General features: G+C 67.6%; 14 protein-coding genes. 13 read left to right on the top strand and 1 reads right to left on the bottom strand.

Annotated elements, in window-relative coordinates:
- Positions 1-172 precede the first annotated feature (172 nt).
- From proS to DB459_RS20685, 3 genes are all read left to right on the top strand, one after another.
- The gene (gene proS / locus DB459_RS20675; protein ID WP_253707231.1) at positions 173-1,489 is read left to right on the top strand and encodes a proline--tRNA ligase; all 1,317 of its coding nucleotides are present in this window, start codon (positions 173-175) and stop codon (positions 1,487-1,489) included.
- A gap of 284 nt (positions 1,490-1,773) precedes the next feature.
- Positions 1,774-3,042, top strand: a complete 1,269-nt coding sequence (locus DB459_RS20680; RefSeq protein WP_253707233.1) for a lipoprotein-releasing ABC transporter permease subunit — start codon at positions 1,774-1,776, stop codon at positions 3,040-3,042.
- Positions 3,043-3,050: 8 nt separating this feature from the next.
- Complete coding sequence (locus DB459_RS20685) at positions 3,051-3,752, top strand: ABC transporter ATP-binding protein (RefSeq protein WP_253707241.1); 702 nt, start codon at positions 3,051-3,053, stop codon at positions 3,750-3,752.
- 33 nt (positions 3,753-3,785) lie between these two features.
- Here the strand turns inward: DB459_RS20685 and DB459_RS20690 are convergent, their stop codons facing one another.
- Positions 3,786-4,067, bottom strand: coding sequence for a DUF3551 domain-containing protein (locus tag DB459_RS20690; protein ID WP_253707243.1), 282 nt, complete (start codon positions 4,065-4,067; stop codon positions 3,786-3,788).
- Between the two features lie 618 nt (positions 4,068-4,685).
- On the opposite strand from DB459_RS20690, the gene DB459_RS20695 reads away from it, so the two are divergent.
- From DB459_RS20695 to dxr, 10 genes are all read left to right on the top strand, one after another.
- Positions 4,686-5,225, top strand: a complete 540-nt coding sequence (locus DB459_RS20695) for a putative immunity protein (RefSeq protein ID WP_253707245.1) — start codon at positions 4,686-4,688, stop codon at positions 5,223-5,225.
- Between the two features lie 296 nt (positions 5,226-5,521).
- On the top strand, positions 5,522-9,010 hold the full coding sequence (dnaE, locus tag DB459_RS20700; protein ID WP_253707247.1) for a DNA polymerase III subunit alpha: 3,489 nt from the start codon (positions 5,522-5,524) through the stop codon (positions 9,008-9,010).
- Between the two features lie 223 nt (positions 9,011-9,233).
- Complete coding sequence (locus DB459_RS20705) at positions 9,234-12,227, top strand: caspase domain-containing protein (protein WP_253707249.1); 2,994 nt, start codon at positions 9,234-9,236, stop codon at positions 12,225-12,227.
- 248 nt (positions 12,228-12,475) lie between these two features.
- Positions 12,476-13,468: a 30S ribosomal protein S2 gene (locus tag DB459_RS20710; protein ID WP_253707251.1), complete on the top strand. Its 993-nt coding sequence runs from the start codon at positions 12,476-12,478 to the stop codon at positions 13,466-13,468.
- Positions 13,469-13,744: 276 nt separating this feature from the next.
- Positions 13,745-14,668 carry a translation elongation factor Ts gene (gene tsf, locus DB459_RS20715; protein ID WP_253707253.1) on the top strand — a complete coding sequence of 308 codons (924 nt, stop codon included), beginning with the start codon at positions 13,745-13,747 and terminating at the stop codon, positions 14,666-14,668.
- A 113-nt stretch (positions 14,669-14,781) separates the two neighbouring features.
- Positions 14,782-15,498, top strand: a complete 717-nt coding sequence (gene pyrH / locus DB459_RS20720) for a UMP kinase (protein ID WP_253707255.1) — start codon at positions 14,782-14,784, stop codon at positions 15,496-15,498.
- Positions 15,499-15,606: 108 nt separating this feature from the next.
- Positions 15,607-16,170: a ribosome recycling factor gene (gene frr, locus DB459_RS20725; RefSeq protein ID WP_253713650.1), complete on the top strand. Its 564-nt coding sequence runs from the start codon at positions 15,607-15,609 to the stop codon at positions 16,168-16,170.
- A 23-nt stretch (positions 16,171-16,193) separates the two neighbouring features.
- Positions 16,194-16,952 (top strand): isoprenyl transferase, encoded by a 759-nt coding sequence (locus DB459_RS20730; protein ID WP_253713651.1) that lies wholly within the window; start codon positions 16,194-16,196, stop codon positions 16,950-16,952.
- Between the two features lie 26 nt (positions 16,953-16,978).
- Positions 16,979-17,806, top strand: a complete 828-nt coding sequence (locus DB459_RS20735; protein ID WP_253713652.1) for a phosphatidate cytidylyltransferase — start codon at positions 16,979-16,981, stop codon at positions 17,804-17,806.
- A 106-nt stretch (positions 17,807-17,912) separates the two neighbouring features.
- On the top strand, positions 17,913-19,139 hold the full coding sequence (gene dxr, locus DB459_RS20740; RefSeq protein ID WP_253707257.1) for a 1-deoxy-D-xylulose-5-phosphate reductoisomerase: 1,227 nt from the start codon (positions 17,913-17,915) through the stop codon (positions 19,137-19,139).
- Positions 19,140-19,207 lie beyond the last annotated feature (68 nt).

The raw sequence follows: 19,207 nt of genomic DNA on the forward strand, positions 1-19,207 counted from the left end.
GGCGGCCCCGCCGATCGGACAGCTTCCGTTCAGGAAAGACCCGGAGACGACCGTTTCGGTTCACACCCTTGCGAAAGGACCGGAAAACGGCGTCGAACGCTTGTGTTTTGGTTGCCGATCCGGTTTGACTGCGGAAAATCCCGTTTCAACCCCGATTCCCTGAGTGTTTCCCATGCGGCTGTCGCGTTTCTTTCTGCCCATCCTCAAGGAGACGCCGAAAGAGGCGGAGATTGCGTCGCATCGGCTGATGCTGCGCGCCGGCATGCTGCGCCAGCAGGCCGCCGGTATCTATTCCTGGCTGCCGCTGGGGTGGCGGGTGCTCCAGAAGGTCGAGCAGATCGTCCGCGAGGAGCAGAACAGGGCCGGCGCCATCGAGCTCCTGATGCCGACCCTGCAGCTCGCCGATTTGTGGCGAGAAAGCGGCCGTTATGACGCCTATGGCCCCGAGATGCTGCGCATCCAGGACCGCCACAAGCGCGAGCTCCTCTTTGGTCCGACCAACGAGGAGATGATCACCGAGATCTTCCGCAGCTACATCAAGTCCTACAAGAGCCTGCCGCTCAATCTCTACCACATCCAGTGGAAATTCCGTGACGAGCAGCGGCCGCGGTTCGGTGTGATGCGCGGGCGTGAATTCCTGATGAAGGACGCCTATTCGTTCGATCTCGATAAGGACGCGGCGCGGCTGTCCTACAACAAGATGTTCGTCGCCTACCTTCGCACCTTCGCCCGGATGGGGCTGCAGGCGATCCCGATGCAGGCCGAGACCGGTCCGATCGGCGGCGACCTGTCCCACGAATTCATCGTGCTGGCCGAGACCGGCGAATCCGGCGTCTACTGCAATCGCGACGTGCTCGAACTGCCGGTGCCGGGTGAGGGCGTCGATTACGACGGCGATCTGACCCCGATTATCCGGCAGTGGACCGATCTCTACGCGGCGACCGAGGACGTTCACGATGCGGCGCGCTTCGAACGCGAGGTGCCGGCGGAGAAGCGGGTCCATACCCGCGGCATCGAGGTTGGGCAGATCTTCTATTTCGGGACGAAATATTCCGAGGCTCTGAAGGCCTCGGTCATGGGGCCGGACGGCACCGAGCGGCCGATCCATGGCGGCTCCTACGGCGTCGGCGTCTCGCGCCTGGTCGGCGCCCTCATCGAGGCCTTCCATGACGACGCCGGCATCAAATGGCCCGAGTCCGTGGCGCCGTTCCGGGTCGCCCTGCTCAACCTCAAGCAAGGCAGCTCCGAGACCGACGCCGCCTGCGCGAAGCTTTATGCCGGGCTGTGTGCCAAGGGCATCGACGTGCTCTACGATGATCGCGACGAGCGGCCGGGGGCCAAGTTCGCCACCGCCGACCTCATCGGCATCCCCTGGCAGGTGATGGTCGGACCCAAGAGTCTCGCTGACGGCAAGGTGGAATTGAAGCGCCGTTCGGATGGCGCGCGCGAACTGCTGACGCCGGACGACGTGCTCGCCCGGTTCGGCTAGTGCGGTGGATCTGACGCTCGTATCAGCATTGCAGCGAATTCATCGTACGTGCGTCAGATCAAAAACCGCACTAGAATCATAACTATGCTAGTGCGGCGTCTCGCAATTGCCACAAGATAATTGATGTTGCTTGTGGTCGTTCGATTCTAGCGCCGCGACCACGCCGGCCCGGAAGGAAAGCGAATGTTGGAATCGGACCACTGGTGTCCTTCGAATCCGAGGTTCGCCCGCGGGGACGCTGCGCAATCGGGCGAACTTCGGGGTCGGTCCACCAGGATGAGACGATGAGCGAGCCGATCCGAACCGCCCCCTTCGCGCCCTTCGAGTGGATGCTGTCGAGCCGCTATCTGCGGGCCCGCCGCAAGGAGGGCTTCATATCGGTGATCGCCGGCTTTTCGTTCCTCGGCATCATGCTCGGCGTCGCCACCCTGATCATCGTCATGGCGGTGATGAACGGCTTCCGCAAGGAACTGCTCGACAAGATTCTCGGCCTCAACGGCCATCTCCTGGTGCAGCCGCTGGAACGGCCCCTGACCGACTGGAAGGATGTGGCCGAGCGCATTAGCGCGGTCGACGGCATCCGCCTCGCGGCGCCGATCGTCGAGGGCCAGGCGCTGGCATCCTCGCCCTTCAACGCCGCGGGCGTGCTGGTGCGCGGCATCCGCGCCGCCGACCTCAACAGCCTCGCCTCCATCGCCAAGAACATCAAGCAGGGCTCGATCGAGGGCTTTGACGACGGCCAGGGGGTGGCGATCGGCCGCCGCCTCGCCGACCAGCTCTCGATCCATGCCGGCGATACCGTGACGCTGGTGGCGCCGCGCGGCGCGATCACGCCGATGGGGACGACGCCGCGCATCAAGCCCTACAAGGTCGCCGCGGTGTTCGAGATCGGCATGTCCGAATACGATTCCTCGGTGGTCTTCATGCCGCTCACCGAGGCCCAGGCCTATTTCAACCGCAGCGGCGACGTCACCGCCATCGAGGTCTATACCGCCGATCCCGACCGTATCGACGTCTACCGCAAGTCGGTCACCGAGGCGGCGGGCCGGCCGATCTTCCTGGTCGACTGGCGCCAGCGCAACGCCACCTTCTTCAACGCGCTCCAGGTCGAGCGCAACGTGATGTTCCTGATCCTCACCTTGATCGTGCTGGTGGCGGCGCTGAACATCATTTCCGGCCTGATCATGCTGGTGAAGGACAAGGGCAGCGACATCGCCATCCTGCGCACCATGGGCGCGACCCAGGGCTCGATCATGCGGGTCTTTCTCATCACCGGCGCGGCGATCGGCGTGGTCGGCACGCTGGTCGGCTTCCTGGTCGGCCTGCTGATCTGCCTGAACATCGAATCGATCCGCCAATTCCTGTCCTGGATGACCAACACCGAACTGTTCTCGCCTGAGCTTTATTTCCTGTCGAAGCTGCCGGCGGAAGTCGATGTGGCCGAGACCGCGGCGGTGGTGATCATGGCGCTGACGCTGTCCTTCCTGGCGACGCTGTATCCGTCATGGCGAGCGGCGCGCCTCGATCCCGTCGACGCGCTGCGCTACGAATAGGACTGTTCATGACCCAGGGGGGCGAAGAAGAAGTTCCGGTCGTCTATCTCCACGAGATCCGGCGGCAGTACCGCCAGGGCGAGGAGACGCTGACCATCCTCGACGGTGCCAGGCTGGCGCTGTGGGCCGGGCAGTCGGTGGCGCTGGTGGCGCCGTCGGGCTCCGGCAAGTCGACCCTGTTGCACATCGCCGGGCTGCTCGAGCATCCCGACGACGGCGAGGTCTATGTCGGCGGTACCGCGACCTCGACGCTGAGCGACACCGACCGGACCCAGATCCGCCGCACCGACATCGGCTTCGTCTATCAGTCGCACCGGCTGCTGCCGGAATTCACCGCGCTCGAAAACGTCATGCTGCCGCAGATGATCCGCGGCCTGAAGAAGCGGGAGACGGTGCAGCGCTCGCACGAGATCCTGTCCTATCTCGGCCTTGGTGAGCGCGTCAGTCATCGGCCGGCCGAACTCTCCGGCGGCGAGCAGCAACGGGTGGCGATCGCCCGGGCGGTGGCCAATGCGCCGCGGGTGCTGCTGGCCGACGAGCCGACCGGCAATCTCGACCCGCACACCGCCGATCATGTCTTCCACGCCCTGATGCAGCTGGTGCGGGCGACACGGGTGGCGATGCTGATCGCCACCCACAACATGGAACTCGCGGCCCGGATGGACCGTCGGGTCTCGATCGAGAACGGCCTCGTCGTCGAGCTCGACTGATCCTCTGGTTCCGTCAGAGGCCGTCGCGCTTTCTCACTCGGCGTGGCGGCGGATACGCTTGCGCCGTGGCGGCGGCGCAGCTTCGTCGTAAGTCTCGCGGACGACGGCGGCGTAAGCGGGGTTGTAGAGGCAGTCGGCGCCGAGGCCCGAGGCTGACGCATTGCACTGGGCCATCGAAGTGTAGCGGCAGTCGGTCAGATCGCCCTTCCAGTGCAGGCAGATCGGAAAGATCGTCTCGGCCGCAGCCGGGGCAGGGCTCGCGAGCGCCCAGCCGAAACCCGTCGCCGCCACCGCGGCCAACAACATCCGTCGCATTGTTTTTGTCTCCCGCCGACTCGCGGCACTTAAGGTCCAGCCCGGACGGCAGCAAGCCGCTCCGCTGGAACGGCGTCAAGGCTGACGTCAGGTCTGGGCGCCGCGGCCGATTAACCACGGCGCCTGGAACGATTGTTCGACCACGATCGCCCGGCTTGACTCTTAAGAACAAAAACAGAACAATGTTCTTCATACGTTCTTCTTCGTCATGGGGCGTTTCCGTTCGCCCAAAGCTTCGCCTAGGGAGAGCCAAGATGTTGAGATTGTTCGTGGAAGAAGCCGCGGCGCTGGCCTCGATCGTGCTGTTCGTCGGAATGGTGGCGATCTGGGCTCAAGTGATCCCGCAGCTGTAGGGCATTCTGCAACTCCTGCAGGTCGTTGTGACATCAGTCGCCGTCCATCCGGATTCCGCCCCCGCCGCGCGCCAAATATCCTCTGAAGGGATGTCCTCTGAAGGTGGTTCCGGCCCGAACAGCCAGCGGGCCGGACAGGCGGTGGGGGCGGGACCTTAAAGGTCGGCGTCTCGCAATTGCCTGCTGCCTTTGCGGCCAGTCTGTCGTAGGCAATTGCGAGACATAAGCCATCCACGGATGGTGCGGCGGCAAGTCGGATGAAGCCATGTTGGATCACTCCACAAAGGTCGAGCTCACCCGGTCCGAACTCAGGGAAGTCGCCCGCTATGCGGTGGTCTGCGCGCGGCCAGCATTGGCGATCTTCGAACGCGAACGCCCTGACGATACCCGCCCACGCGCCGCAATAGACACTGCGCAGTCGTTTGCGGATGGAGGCGAGCGGACGAAGGCGTTACGTGACAGCGCGTGGGCTGCACAGCGGGCGGCTCAGGAGGCGCGCGATGCAGGGCAGGTCGCGGCGAGCGACGCCGCACGCGCGGCCCTCGCCGCAGCCGGCGCGGCGTTTCTCCATCCCTTGGCCAAGGCTACGCAGGTCAAGCACATCCTTGGTTCGCCCGCGTATGCTGCGCGAGCTTTCGAACTCTCCACCGGCGACGATCCCACCGTTGGAGTCGAGCACATCATGCAATCGCGCGTACGGGCGCATCCCGTGGTGCGAGACGTTTTGAGGCGGTATCCGCCCGCCCCGCCGGGTGGGGGACGGGTCGGAGAGTTGATCCGTCAGTTGGACGCCTTGCTCCGGTGATCGTGCGGGCGCCGGCATCTCTATATGTAGTGGGTGCCTGCGTTAACCGGATAGGCGCGATTGGAATTTTCCGGTGTTGGGATCGTCCGCCCTGGGGAAAAGCAGGACAGCTCCGAAGGGTGTCGGGGATCGTGGCGAGCGCCGATGGACTTAGGCTGACCGGCACCCCACCATCAGGCCGTTGAGTCGCCGCCGGTGCTGTCGCCGACATCCCGCCTCGAAGGCGCGAATCCGGCGGTTTCGCATCCCGACCTTCGGCCCTGATTTCGTATTCGTCCCGAGAGCTGCCCGCATCCATGAGTTCCGCCGGTTTCGTCCATCTCCACGTCCATTCGGCCTATTCGCTGCTCCAGGGCGCGATCAAGATCGGCGGCCTCGCCGACCTCGCCAAGGCCGATCACCAGCCGGCGCTCGCGCTGACCGACACCGACAACATGTTCGGGGCGTTGGAATTCTCCGACAAGATGGCGGGCTCCGGGATCCAGCCGATTGTCGGCTGCGCCCTGGCGGTGGATTTCGGCGATGTCGAGCCGACCTCGCGCAGCATTCTGGCCGCTTCGCCCCAGCGTCTGGTGCTGCTCGCGGCTCGCGAGGCCGGCTACCGCAGCCTGATGCGGCTGAATTCCCGGGCATTCCTCGAGACGCCGACCCATCAGACACCGCATATCAAGCTCGACTGGCTCGAGGGCGAGACCGATGGCCTGATCGTGCTCACCGGCGGACCGGACGGACCGATCTCGATGGCGATCACCGCCGACCAGGCGGCACTGGCGGCGACACGGCTCGATCGGCTCACCGCGCTGTTCGGCGACCGGCTCTACGTCGAATTGCAGCGCCACGGCCTCGACAAGGAGCGGCGCGCCGAAGGCACCCTGATCGATCTCGCCTATGCCAAGTCCCTGCCGCTCGTCGCCACCAACGAGCCTTACTTCGCCAAGGCCGACGATTTCGAGGCCCATGACGCGCTGCTGTGCATCGCCGGCGGTCGCCTGATCGCCGAGACCGATCGCGTCCAGCTCACCCCGGACCACCGCTTCAAGACCCGCGCCGAAATGGCGGTGCTGTTCGCTGATCTGCCGGAGGCGCTGGCCTCGACGGTCGAGATTGCCGAACGCTGCGCCTACCGGCCGCTGACCCGCAAGCCGATCCTGCCGCGCTTCACCGTCGGCGCGTCGAGTGGCGGCGACGCGGAGCGGGAGGAGGCGGCCGAACTCAAGCGCCAGGCCGAGGAGGGACTGGCGCGGCGTCTCGCCCATCACGGCACCGCCCCGGGCACCACCGAAGAGACCTATGCCGCGCGGCTGGCCTTCGAAATCGACATCATCAACCGCATGAACTACGCGGGCTACTTTCTGATCGTGTCGGACTTCATCAAATGGGCGAAGTCCCAGGACATCCCGGTCGGACCGGGCCGCGGCTCCGGCGCCGGCTCGCTCGTCGCCTATGCCCTGACCATCACCGACCTCGACCCGATCCGCTTCAGCCTGCTGTTCGAGCGCTTCCTCAATCCCGAGCGCGTGTCGATGCCGGACTTCGACATCGACTTCTGCCAGGACCGTCGCGAAGAGGTGATCCATTACGTCCAGGATCGCTATGGTCGCGACCAGGTCGCCCAGATCATCACCTTCGGTACGTTGCAGGCGCGCGGCGTGCTGCGCGACGTCGGCCGCGTGCTGCAGATGCCCTATGGCCAGGTCGACAAGCTCACCAAGCTGGTGCCGCAGAACCCGGCGGCGCCGGTGACGCTGGCTGCTGCGATCGCCGGCGAGCCGAAGCTGCAGGCCTTCCGCGATGAAGATCCGGTGGTCGCCCAGGCCTTCGACATCGCCCAGAAACTCGAAGGCCTCAACCGTCACGCCTCGACCCACGCCGCCGGCATCGTCATCGGCGACCGGCCGCTCAGCGAGCTCGTGCCGATGTACCGCGATCCGAAGTCGGATATGCCGGTCACCCAGTTCAACATGAAATGGGTGGAGCCCGCCGGCCTTGTCAAATTCGACTTCCTCGGCCTGAAGACGCTGACGACGCTCAACGTCGCGGTCAAGCTCGTCGCCCAGCGCAGCATCAAGGTCGAACTCAACAAGCTGCCGCTCGACGACGCCGACAGCTATTCGATGCTGGCGCGCGGCGAGGTCGTCGGCGTGTTCCAGGTTGAAAGTCAGGGCATGCGGCGCGCGCTCGTCGACATGCGTCCCGACCGTTTCGAAGACATCATCGCGCTGGTGGCGCTGTATCGCCCGGGCCCGATGGCCAACATCCCGACCTATTGCGCCCGCAAGCACGGCGACGAGGAGCCGGAATACCTGCATCCGATGATGGAGCCGATCCTCAAGGAGACCTTCGGCGTCATCATCTACCAGGAACAGGTGATGCAGATCGCCCAGGCGCTGTCGGGTTATTCGCTCGGCGAAGCCGACCTGCTGCGTCGCGCCATGGGCAAGAAGATCCGCGCCGAGATGGACCAGCAGCGCGTCCGCTTCGTCTCCGGCGCCCTCGAGCGCGGCATCACCCAGGCCCAGGCCGACACCATCTTCGACCTGCTGGCGAAGTTCGCCGACTACGGCTTCAACAAGAGTCACGCCGCGGCCTATGCGCTGGTGTCCTATCACACCGCCTATATGAAGGCGCATTATCCCGTCGAGTTCATCGCCGCCTCGATGACGCTCGACATGAGCAACACCGACAAGCTGTCGGAATTCCGCGCCGAGGCGCAGCGCCTCGGCATCAAGCTCGAGCCGCCGTCGATCAACCGCTCCGGCGTCAATTTCGACGTCGCCGACGGCAAGATCTTCTATGCGCTTGCCGCGCTCAAGGGCGTCGGCGCCCAGGCCGTCCAGCAGATCGTCGAGGCGCGCGGCGACAAGCCGTTCACCTCGATCGCCGACTTCGCCAGCCGCGTCAGCCCGAAGGCGATCAACAAGCGCGTGGTCGAAAGCCTCGCCGCGGCGGGCGCCTTCGACGAACTCGAGCCGAGCCGCGCCCGGGTCTTCGCCGGCGCCGACGTCATCGTCGCGGCCTGTCAGCGCAGCCACGAGGCGGCCACCATCGGCCAGAACGACATGTTCGGCGGCCAGGCCGATGCGCCCACCGTGATCCTGCCGTCACTCGATCCGTGGCTGCCGTCGGAACGCCTGCAGCGCGAATACGACGCCGTCGGCTTCTTCCTGTCGGGCCATCCGCTGGACGATTACAAGACCGTTCTCAAGCGCCTCAACGTGCAGTCCTGGGCGGAATTCTCCCATGCGGTGAAGAACGGCCGCACCGCCGGCAAGGTCGCGGCGACGGTGGTGTCGCGGATGGAGCGCCGCACCAAGACCGGCAACAAGATGGGCATCATCGGCCTGTCCGACGCCACCGGCCATTTCGAGGCGGTGCTGTTCTCGGAAGCGCTGGCGCAGTTTCGCGACATGCTCGAGCCCGGCCTTGCCGTGCTGATGCAGCTCGGCGCCGAACTGCAGGGCGAAGATGTGCGAGCCCGCATCAATAACGTCGAATTGCTCGACCAGGCCGCGGCCAAGACCTCGATGGCGCTGAAGATCTTCGTGCGTGACGGCAAGCCGCTGGAGTCGATCGCGCGACGGCTGGCTGCGCCGGAGCCGGCGCGCGGCGCCGTGGCGTCGCCCTCGATCGCGCCGCGCGGCGGCGACGGCGAGGTGACGCTTGTGATGATGCTCGACCTCGAAACCGAGGTCGAGCTCAAGCTCCCCGGCCGCTTCAAGGTCTCGCCCCAGATCGCCGGCGCGCTCAAGGCCGTGACCGGCGTCGTCGACGTCCAGACGATCTAGTGTGGCGTCTCGAAATTGCCTATGCCCTTCGCGGCAAGCCCCTGTAGGCAATTGCGAGACGCCACACTAGCATCATGCAGGGTTCCGACATCGCTGCGCCCTTGCGGTGCGAGGCTCGCACGTGCTTCGTTCAACTCCCGTTCAGTTCCGGACAGGCTCACTGTCGGCCCGGCCGAATCCGGGAAAAACGAACGCGAAAGAACAAACGCGAGAGAAACGTGCCATGCTGCGACTCCCGATCCCGTCGTTCCTGCCCCTGAGCCTCCTCGCGGTGCTCGCCGCCGTGGCGATCGGCGCCGTTCCGGCTGCGGCCCAGCAGCAGGAGAAGCGCATAGCCTTTGTCGTGGGCAACGGCGCCTATGCCAAGGGGCCGCTGGCGACGGCGGCCAACGATGCCGGGCTGATCGCGCAGACCCTGCAGGCCGCCGGCTTCGACGTCGCTGGCGCCCGCGACCTCGACGGCGACAGCCTGCGCAAGAGTTTCCGCGACTTCATCCAGAAGGCGGAAGCCTCGGGGCCGGGCACTGTGGCGATGGTCTATCTCTCCGGCTACGGCGTCCAGTATGCCGGCGAGAATTACTTCGTGCCGGTGGATTCCAGCATCAGCCGCGACACTGACATTCCGGTCGAGGCGCTGCGGCTGTCGGACTATATGCGCCAGCTCGCGGCCTTGCCTCTCAAGAGCGGCATCGTGGTGCTCGATGCGGCGCGGCAGCAGCCTTTCGTCCAGAACCAGATCGCCAGCGGCCTCGCGCTGGTCGATCCCGAACCGCGCATGCTGATCGCCTTCAACGCCGCGCCGGGGACCGTGGCGCCGCCGGAGCAGGGCGCCTATGGCGCCTATGCCCAGGCGCTCGCCGAGATGATCCGCACCGGCGGTCTGTCGCTGCCCGACGTGTTCAATCGCGTGCGGCTGCGCGTCAGCGAGAGTTCCAAGGGCTCGCTGCTGCCGTGGGATGCCCATAAGCTCGAGGGCAGTTTCCAGTTCTTCGACCGCGCCGCCGACGCTCCGCCGCAGCCTTCAGCGGCCCAGGTCGCCGCCATGCGCGATCGGCCGATGCGCGATCTCGGCGCGCAGGAGGCCTATACCGCGGCGATCGAGCGCGACACCCTCCAGGGCTATGAGGATTTCCTCGCCGCCTATCCTTCGGATCCGTTGGCGAGGCGGGTGAGGGCGATCGCTGCCGCGAGGCGCGAAGCCATCACCTGGCGGCGCACCTACAGCGCCGACACGCCCCAGGCCTACTGGTCCTATCTGCGACGCTATCCGCGCGGACCGCATGCCCCCGACGCGCGTCGCCGGCTCGCCTTCCTCACCGCGCCGCCGGAGCCGCCGCCGAGCTTTGCGATGATCGAGTATGACGTGCCGCCGCCGCCGCCGGACGAGATCGTCTATGTGGACCGCCCGGTGCTGATGTTCAGCGATCCGGATTTCGACTTCGCGCCGCCGCCGCCGCCGCCGGTGTTCTTCCTGCCGCCGCCGCCGCCGGATTTCGTGGTGCTGCCGCCGCCGCCGGCGCCGGTCGCGCTGTTCATCCTGCCGCAGCCGGTCTTCGTGCCGATGCCGGATTATGTCGTGGCGCCGGCCTATGTGGCGCCGCCGCCCGACAACATCATCTTCAACAACATCCACAACACCACGGTGATCAACACCGTGATCAATCAGCCGCCGCCGGCGCCGGCGCCGGTCGCCGCCGTGCCCGCGCCGTCCGCAACCGGCCCTGCGCCGGGTACGTCGATGGCACCGATCGCGGCCGCGGCTGTGGCCGGCGCCGCTGTCGGGGCTGCGGCGACGCAACTGCCGAAGGCCGTGCAGCAGCGCGCCGCTCTGATCCAGCAGGGCAAGCTGCCGCCGCCGCCGAGTGCCGCGATCAGGACGGCGGTGCCGGCGAGCCCCGCACCGGGGACGACGTCCCCGGCGGCGACGTCACCGGCGGTGACCACCACCACCACCACCCAGCCGACGACGCTCGCTCCAAGTAAAACGGGCCCAAGCCCGACAGGCCCGACACCGACCAGCCCTAACGGGCTGCCGGTGCCCGGCACCGCCGGCACCCCGCCGGCTCCGGGCATCAAGCCGCCGGGGCAGGCGACGGTGACGCCCACCGGCACGCCCGCGCCCGTCGCGCCGGCCGCCACCACCACGACCAAGCCCAATGGTCTGCCGGTTCCCGGCACCGCCGGCACCCCGCCGGCTCCGGGCATCAAGCCGCCGGGGCAGGCGACGGTGACGCCCACCGGCACGCCCGCGCCCGCCGCGCCGGCCGTCACCACCACGACCAAGCCCAATGGTCTGCCGGTGCCCTCCACCGTCGGCACCCCGCCGGCTCCGGGCATCAAGCCGCCGGGGCAGGCGACGGTGACGCCCACCGGCACGCCCGCGCCCGCCGCGCCGGCCGCCACCACCACGACCAAGCCCAATGGTCTGCCGGTCCCCGGCGCCGCCGGCACGCCGCCGGCTCCGGGCATCAAGCCGCCGGGGCAGGCGACGGTGACGCCCACCGGCACGCCCGCGCCCGCCGCGCCGGCCGTCACCACCACGACCAAGCCCAATGGGCTTCCGGTCCCCGGCACCGCCGGCACCCCGCCGGCTCCGGGCATCAAGCCGCCGGGGCAGGCGACGGTGACGCCCACCGGCACGCCCGCGCCCGCCGCGCCGGCCGTCACCACCACGACCAAGCCCAATGGGCTTCCGGTTCCCGGCACCGCCGGCACCCCGCCGGCTCCCGGCCCGAAACCACCGGGTCAGGCCGCCCTGCCGCACGTGACGCCGCCGCCGCCACCGCCGGGACCGAAGCCGGCTCCCGCCGCCGACCGGCCGGTACGGACGCCGCCGCCGCAGGTCAAGCCGGCTACACCGCCGCCGCCGCCACCGCCCGTCACGAGGCCCGCGCCACCGCCACCGCCACCGCCACGGCCGGCGCCACCGCCGCCACCGCCGCCGCGGATTTCGGCGCCGCCGCCGCGTCCGGCACCGCCGCCGGTCGTCCGCCCGGCGCCTCCGCCACCGCCCGTCGCGAGGCCAGCGCCACCGCCGCCGGTCGTCCGCCCAGCGCCTCCGCCACCGCCGGTGGCGAGGCCAGCGCCTCCGCCGCCTCCGCCGCCAAGGATGGCACCGCCACCGCCGCCTCCGCCGCGGCCGGCGGCGCCACCCCCCAGGCCGGCCGCGCCGGCGGCCCAGCCCAAGAAGTGTCCGCCCAACGTCGAGAAATGTTGAGGGCGGGCTGATCGAGCTTCCAGTCGGGAAGGGGGCCGGACCGCCTCGGACGCGGTCCGGCCCCTTTTTGTCATTGGAGCTCAGCCGGCTTGTTTTTGCTGGAAATCCTTGCCTGAAGGGCGGGGCGCGGGTATAGAGCGCGCCATCTCACACGGAAACATGGCTCTTACAGGCCGTCCGGTGGCATCCGGGCCGCAAGGTCCGCTTTGCTCACGCGTTTCCGGAGGAACAACCGGAGAATATCTGACATGGCGCTTCCCGACTTCAACATGCGCCAGCTGCTCGAGGCTGGCGTGCATTTCGGTCACCAATCCCACCGCTGGAATCCGAAGATGGCTGAGTACATCTTCGGCGCCCGCAACAACATCCACATCATTGATCTCGCCCAGACGGTGCCGCTGTTGCACCGTGCGTTGCAGGCGGTGTCCGACACCGTCGCCAAGGGCGGCCGCATCCTGTTCGTCGGCACCAAGCGCCAGGCGCAGGATGCCGTTGCCGATGCGGCGAAGCGGTCGGCGCAGTACTACGTCAATTCGCGCTGGCTCGGCGGCACGCTGACCAACTGGAAGACGATCTCCGGCTCGATCCGGCGCCTGCGCCAGCTCGACGAGATTCTCGCCTCGGCGGAAGGCCAGCAGTACACGAAGAAGGAGCGCCTCGACCTGCAGCGCGAGCGCGACAAGCTCGACCGCTCGCTCGGCGGCATCAAGGACATGGGCGGTCTGCCCGACCTGATCTTCGTCATCGACACCAACAAGGAAGACATCGCGATCCAGGAGGCTCAGCGCCTCAACATTCCGGTGGCGGCGATCGTCGATACCAACTGCGATCCGAAGGGCATCAGCTACCTGGTGCCGGGCAATGACGACGCCGGCCGGGCCATCAGCATGTACTGCGACCTCATCGCCCGCGCGGCGATCGACGGCATCTCGCGCGGCCAGGGCGAAGCGGGCATCGACGTCGGCGCGCTGGCCGAGCCGGTGCGCGAGGACCTCGCTGGCGAATCGAAGCCTGCCTTCCAGGGGCTGCCCGGTCCGCGCGGCGTCGCCGACGATCTCAAGAAGCTCACCGGCGTGTCGGGGGCGATCGAGAAGAAGCTCAACGATCTCGGCATCTTCCACTACTGGCAGCTGGCCGAGCTCGACCCCGGCACCGCCCACAAGATCGGCGACGAAGTCGGTCTGCCGGGCCGGGCCGAGAGCTGGGTCGCCAAGGCCAAGGAACTGACCGCGGAAGCCTGATCGAGGCATTTCGCGACGCCGGCCGCGCCCTCGGCGCGGCCGGTTGATGGATGCGGCGCTCGGCGCCACATAAGGCTCGACGGCGCGGCGAGGCGGCCGGCTTCACGGCCTGGTCATGCCGACCGCGCAAGATCAGGGCGTGATCCGGTAAGAGGTCATGCTCAACGTCATGAAGTTGAATCGCGTCCGGGCCTTTCGATCCCGAACGTGACGCTCCGCCGGTGCCCCGAGCGACGTGGGCGGCGAGCCGGCGTCCCTATGCGAGAGGATAGCAAGATGGCAACGATTTCGGCGGCAATGGTCAAGGACCTGCGCGACAAGACCGGCGCAGGCATGATGGATTGCAAGCAGGCGCTCAACGAGAACAACGGCGACATGGAAGCGGCCGTCGACTGGCTGCGCAAGAAGGGCCTGTCGAAGGCCGCCAAGAAGGCCGGCCGCGTCGCCGCGGAAGGCTTGATCGGCGCCGTCACCGCCGGCACCCGCGGCGTGCTGGTCGAGGTCAATTCGGAAACCGACTTCGTCGCCCGCAACGAGCAGTTTCAGGGCCTCGTCAAGATGATCGGCCAGGTCGCGCTGGACGCGGGCGCCGACGTCGAGAAGATCAAGGCCGCCAAGGTCGGGGCGGTCACCGTCGACACCGCGATCGCCGACGCCATCGCCACCATCGGCGAGAACATGACGCTGCGTCGTGTCGCCGAGCTCAAGGTCGGGCAGGGCGTGGTTTCGAGCTATCTGCACAATTCGGTCGGTGACGGCCTCGGCAAGCTGGGCGTGATCGTCGCGCTCGAATCGGCCGGCAAGGCCGACGAGCTGGCGACGCTGGGCCGCCAGCTCGCCATGCATGTCGCCGCCGCCAATCCTTCGGCGATCGACGCCGCGGGCCTCGATCCGGAAGCGGTGCGCCGCGAGAAGGACGTGCTCGCCGACAAGTATCGTCAGCAGGGCAAGCCGGAAAACGTCATCGAGAAGATCGTCGAGTCCGGTCTGAAGACCTACTACAAGGAAGTCTGCCTGCTCGAGCAGGCCTTCATCCATGACGGCGGCAAGTCGGTCGCCCAGGCGGTGAAGGAAGCCGAGGGCCGGGTCGGTGCGCCGATCAAGGTCGCCGGCTTCGTGCGCTATGCCCTCGGCGAAGGCGTCGAGAAGCAGGAATCCGACTTCGCTGCCGAAGTCGCCGCTGCGGCGGGCCAGGGCTGACGCCCCGACCCGACCGGCCACGTTTTGCGCGGCTTTCCCGCGCAGGGTATTGAGTGACCACCTTGCGCGGCGAATCGCCCCTTTCGCCGGTTTTCTGTCCGAAGGAGCGCAACATGGCTGAGCCGGTCTATCGACGGGTCGTGATCAAGCTCTCCGGCGAGTATCTGGCCGGCCCCCAGCCCTTCGGTATCGACCAGCCGACCATCGACCGTCTTGCGGGCGAGCTGATCGCCGCCCGCGATCTCGGCGTCGAGGTCTCGGTGGTGATCGGCGGGGGCAATATCTTCCGTGGCGTCGAGGTCTCGACCCGCGGTGTGTCGCGGCCGACCGGCGACACCATGGGCATGCTCGCGACCATGATGAACTGCCTCGCTCTGGAGGCGGCGCTGGAGCGCAAGGGCCAGCCGGCCAAGGTGCTGTCGGCCATGGTCATGCCCGAAGTGAGCGAACTGTTCACCCGCGCCGCCGCCTTCCGCAGCCTCGCCGAGGGCCGTATCCTGCTGCTCGGCGGCGGTACCGGCCGGCCATTCTTCACGACCGACACCACGGCGGTGCTGCGGGCCGGCGAACTCGGCGCTCAGGCGGTGCTCAAGGCGACCAATGTGGATGGTGTCTACAGCGCCGATCCGAAAAAGGACCCGAACGCCAAGCGATTCGATCGCCTGACCCATTCGCAGGCGCTGGCGGGCGGCTATAAGGTGATGGACGCCACCGCCTTCGCGCTTGCCCGCGAGACCGACGTGCCTATCATCGTGTTTTCGATCGCCGAGCCAGGCTCCATCAGCGCGATTCTGAACGGCACCGGCCGGGGCACCATCGTCGCCGGTTAGAGCGTTCGACGAAGTGGATCCCGGTTCGCGTGAGGAAAGTGCGTTAAAACAACGCCGCCGGCGCCAAGATCCGCGCGGCCGGCGATCTCGACGAGAGGAATAATGACCATGAGTACCGGGAGCTTCGACCTCAACGAATTGAAGCGGCGCATGCAGGGCGCCATCCAGTCGCTCAAGCATGAACTGGGCGGCCTGCGCACCGGGCGCGCGTCCGCGTCGATGCTCGAACCCGTGCAGGTCGAAGCCTATGGCAGCCACATGCCGCTCAATCAGCTCGCGACCGTCAGCGTGCCCGAGCCGCGCCTGCTGTCGGTGCAGGTGTGGGACAAGTCGATGGTGCATGCGGTGGAGAAGGCGATCGTCAATTCCAACCTCGGCCTCAGCCCGGCGACCGAAGGCCAGGTGCTGCGGTTGCGCATCCCCGAACTGAACGAGGAGCGCCGCAAGGAACTCGTCAAGGTCGCGCACAAATACGCCGAAGCCGCCCGCGTCGCGGTGCGCCATGTGCGTCGTGACGGCATCGACGCCGCCAAGAAGCTCGAGAAGAATCACGAGATCTCCGAGGACGACGAGAAGCGGATTGCCGCCGACATCCAGAAGGCGACCGACGCCTCGATCTCCGAGATCGATCAGCTGCTTGCAGCCAAGGAAAAGGAAGTCCTCACGGTTTGAGGATGATGGCGATGTCCAAGGCGATGTCCGAAGGCGCTCCGTCCGAACGAGCCGAGCCGGTGCGACCGGACACGCCGCGCCATGTGGCGATCATCATGGACGGCAACGGCCGTTGGGCCGCGGCGCGGGGATTGCCGCGCGGCGAAGGCCATCGCCGTGGTGTCGAGGCGCTGCGCCGGGTGGTCCGCGCCTCCCATGAACTCGGCATCGCCTATCTCACCATCTTCTCCTTCTCGTCCGAAAACTGGTCCCGCCCCGCGAGCGAGATCGGCGACCTGTTCGGCCTGTTGCGGCGCTTCATCCGCAACGATCTTGCCTCGCTCCATCGCGACGGCGTGCGCGTGCGCGTGATCGGCGAACGCGAGGGCCTGGACGCCGACATCCGCAATCTGCTCGCCGAAGCCGAGGATCTGACCAGGGCCAACACCAAGCTGACCCTCGTCGTCGCTTTCAATTACGGTTCGCGGCAGGAGATCGCGCGCGCCGCGAGGCGCCTCGCCGTCGAGGTTTCCGAAGGGCGCCGCACGGCGGACAGCATCAACGAAAACAGTCTCGCGCAGTATCTCGACGCGCCCGACATCCCGGATCCGGACCTGATCATCCGCACCAGCGGCGAGCAGCGCCTGTCGAACTTCCTGATGTGGCAGGCGGCCTACAGCGAGCTGGTGTTCGTGCCGATTCACTGGCCGGATTTCGACCGCGCCGCGCTCGAGGGCGCGATCGCCGAATATGCGAGGCGCGAACGCCGCTTCGGCGGCCTGGCGGCCAAGACCGCGTCGTGAGTGCCTCGCCCGACGAGAACCTCGCGATGTCGCCGGCCCCCGAGCCGGCCTCGCGCAATCTCCTGATGCGTGTGCTGGCCGCCCTGGTGCTGGCGCCGCTGGCCGTCGCCATCGCCTTCGTCGGCGGCAAGCTGTGGGCCCTGCTGGTCACCGCCGCCGCCATCGGCCTGTTTCTCGAATGGATGATGATCGTCGGCGCGTGGCGGCGCAGCGCGGCGGTCGCGACCGGCGTTGCCGTGCTCGCGGTCGCCGGCTACAGCATGGCGACCGGGCGCTTTTCGGTCGCGGTCGCGGCCACGGTGATCGGTATCGCGGCGGCGGCGCTGACGTCCGGCGCGCAGCGGCTGTGGGCCGCCGGCGGGCTGCTCTATGCCGCGCTGCCGCTGGCGGGCTCCGTCCTGGTGCGGCTCGACGGCCGCGAGGGCTTCCTCGCCCTGATCTTCGTGCTGGTGGTGGTGTGGGTCACCGATATCGGCGGCTACTTCGCCGGTCGCGGCATCGGCGGCCCGAAGCTCTGGCCGCGGGTCAGTCCGCGCAAGACCTGGGCCGGCGCCATCGGTGGTCTCGGCGGCAGCCTCGTCGTGGCGGGGCTCGCAGCTGCGGTGGGCGTCGGTCGCGCCGGTACGCTCGTTGCCCTTGCGGCGGTGCTGAGCGTGGTGTCGCAGTTCGGCGATCTGTTCGAATCCGCCGTCAAGCGCCGGTTCGGCGTCAAGGACTCCAGTCAGGTCATTCCCGGCCATGGCGGGCTGCTCGATCGGCTCGACGGATTCGTCGCCGCCATCGTTGTCGCGGCCCTGATCGGACTGGCCCGCGGCGGAATCGGCGGGGTGGGGCGTGGTCTGTTGGTGTGGTGATCTGTGTTGTGAGCCGGCTCTGCGGCTTCCAGTTCGTTTCTTCGAATGCCGACGTTGAAATTGTGAATAAGTTTTCCTCCTTTGGTTCCGGCCCGGTGATTGAGCAATGAGTGCAGTTCCGTTGAAGACCCTCGATACGGCGCGGCCGCAGTCGCAACGCAGCGTGACTGTGCTCGGCGCGACCGGCTCGATCGGCGACAGCACCATGGATCTGTTGCGCAGGGGAGGGGAGCGGTTCCGCGTCGAGGCCGTGACCGCCCACAGCAATGTCGAGGCGCTGGCGAAGCTGGCGCGGGAATTCAACGTCGGCTTCGCCGCCGTGGCCGATGAAGCGAGGCTCGACGCATTGCGCGAGGCGCTGGCCGGCACCGGTATCGCTTGCGGCGCCGGCGAGGCGGCGGTGATCGAGGCGGCGGCCCGGCCGGCTGACTGGGTGATGGCGGCGGTCAGCGGCGCCGCCGGGCTCAAGCCGGCGCTGGCGGCGGTCGACCGCGGCGCCACGGTGGCGCTCGCGAACAAGGAGTGCCTGGTCTGCGCCGGCGAGTTCTTCATGACCCGTGCCGTCAAGACCGGCGCCCGCATCCTTCCCGCGGACTCCGAGCACAATGCGCTGTTTCAGGCGCTGTCGTCCGGCAATCGCGAGGAACTGGTCCGCGTCATCATCACCGCTTCGGGCGGCCCCTTCCGCACCTGGACGGCCGAGGCGATCGAGCAGGCGAGCCTCGAGCAGGCGCTCAAGCATCCGAACTGGTCGATGGGGCAGAAGATCACGATCGATTCCGCCTCGATGATGAACAAGGGGCTCGAGGTGATCGAGGCGGCGCATCTGTTCGGCCTCACCGCCGACGAGATCGACGTGCTGGTGCATCCGCAATCGATCGTCCACGGCATGGTCGAGTTCTCCGATCGCTCGGTGGTCGCCCAGCTCGGCGCGCCGGACATGCGCATTCCGATCGCCCACTGCCTCGGCTGGCCCGACCGGCTGCCCGGACCGGCGGCGCGGCTCGATCTCGCCGCCATCGGCCAGCTGACCTTCGAGGTGCCCGATCTCAAGCGCTTCCCCGGACTGGGGCTGGCCTACGAGGCGCTGCGAACCGGGGGCGGGGCGCCGACGGTGTTCAATGCCGCCAACGAGATCGCGGTGGCCGCCTTCGTCGCGCGCAAGATCAGGTTCGGTATGATCGCACGGCTGGTCGAGGCGACAATCGAGGCGGCGCTCAGGGACGTCGCCGCGGCCGCGCCGGCGAGCGCCGACGAGGCCATCGCCGTTGACCATGTTGCGCGAAAACTGGCGGCCTCCCTCTTGCCTCAAATCGCCGCAAAGGCATCCTAGTGTCCCGTCTCCGAATGACCGCTTCGTTTGCCTCACCCTCGCACGGTCATTCGGAGACATCGGGACAC

Origin of the sequence: Bradyrhizobium sp. WD16 (genome assembly GCF_024181725.1) — a bacterium.
Classification (GTDB): Bacteria; Pseudomonadota; Alphaproteobacteria; order Rhizobiales; family Xanthobacteraceae; genus Bradyrhizobium_A.

Bases quoted from the DNA above. Each gene is read 5' to 3' on its own strand.
- proS (WP_253707231.1), top strand. From the start codon at position 173: ATGCGGCTGTCGCGTTTCTTTCTGCCCATCCTCAAGGAGACGCCGAAA.
- DB459_RS20680 (WP_253707233.1), top strand. From the start codon at position 1,774: ATGAGCGAGCCGATCCGAACCGCCCCCTTCGCGCCCTTCGAGTGGATG.
- DB459_RS20685 (WP_253707241.1), top strand. From the start codon at position 3,051: ATGACCCAGGGGGGCGAAGAAGAAGTTCCGGTCGTCTATCTCCACGAG.
- DB459_RS20690 (WP_253707243.1), bottom strand. From the start codon at position 4,067: ATGCGACGGATGTTGTTGGCCGCGGTGGCGGCGACGGGTTTCGGCTGG.
- DB459_RS20695 (WP_253707245.1), top strand. From the start codon at position 4,686: ATGTTGGATCACTCCACAAAGGTCGAGCTCACCCGGTCCGAACTCAGG.
- dnaE (WP_253707247.1), top strand. From the start codon at position 5,522: ATGAGTTCCGCCGGTTTCGTCCATCTCCACGTCCATTCGGCCTATTCG.
- DB459_RS20705 (WP_253707249.1), top strand. From the start codon at position 9,234: ATGCTGCGACTCCCGATCCCGTCGTTCCTGCCCCTGAGCCTCCTCGCG.
- DB459_RS20710 (WP_253707251.1), top strand. From the start codon at position 12,476: ATGGCGCTTCCCGACTTCAACATGCGCCAGCTGCTCGAGGCTGGCGTG.
- tsf (WP_253707253.1), top strand. From the start codon at position 13,745: ATGGCAACGATTTCGGCGGCAATGGTCAAGGACCTGCGCGACAAGACC.
- pyrH (WP_253707255.1), top strand. From the start codon at position 14,782: ATGGCTGAGCCGGTCTATCGACGGGTCGTGATCAAGCTCTCCGGCGAG.
- frr (WP_253713650.1), top strand. From the start codon at position 15,607: ATGAGTACCGGGAGCTTCGACCTCAACGAATTGAAGCGGCGCATGCAG.
- DB459_RS20730 (WP_253713651.1), top strand. From the start codon at position 16,194: ATGTCCGAAGGCGCTCCGTCCGAACGAGCCGAGCCGGTGCGACCGGAC.
- DB459_RS20735 (WP_253713652.1), top strand. From the start codon at position 16,979: ATGTCGCCGGCCCCCGAGCCGGCCTCGCGCAATCTCCTGATGCGTGTG.
- dxr (WP_253707257.1), top strand. From the start codon at position 17,913: ATGAGTGCAGTTCCGTTGAAGACCCTCGATACGGCGCGGCCGCAGTCG.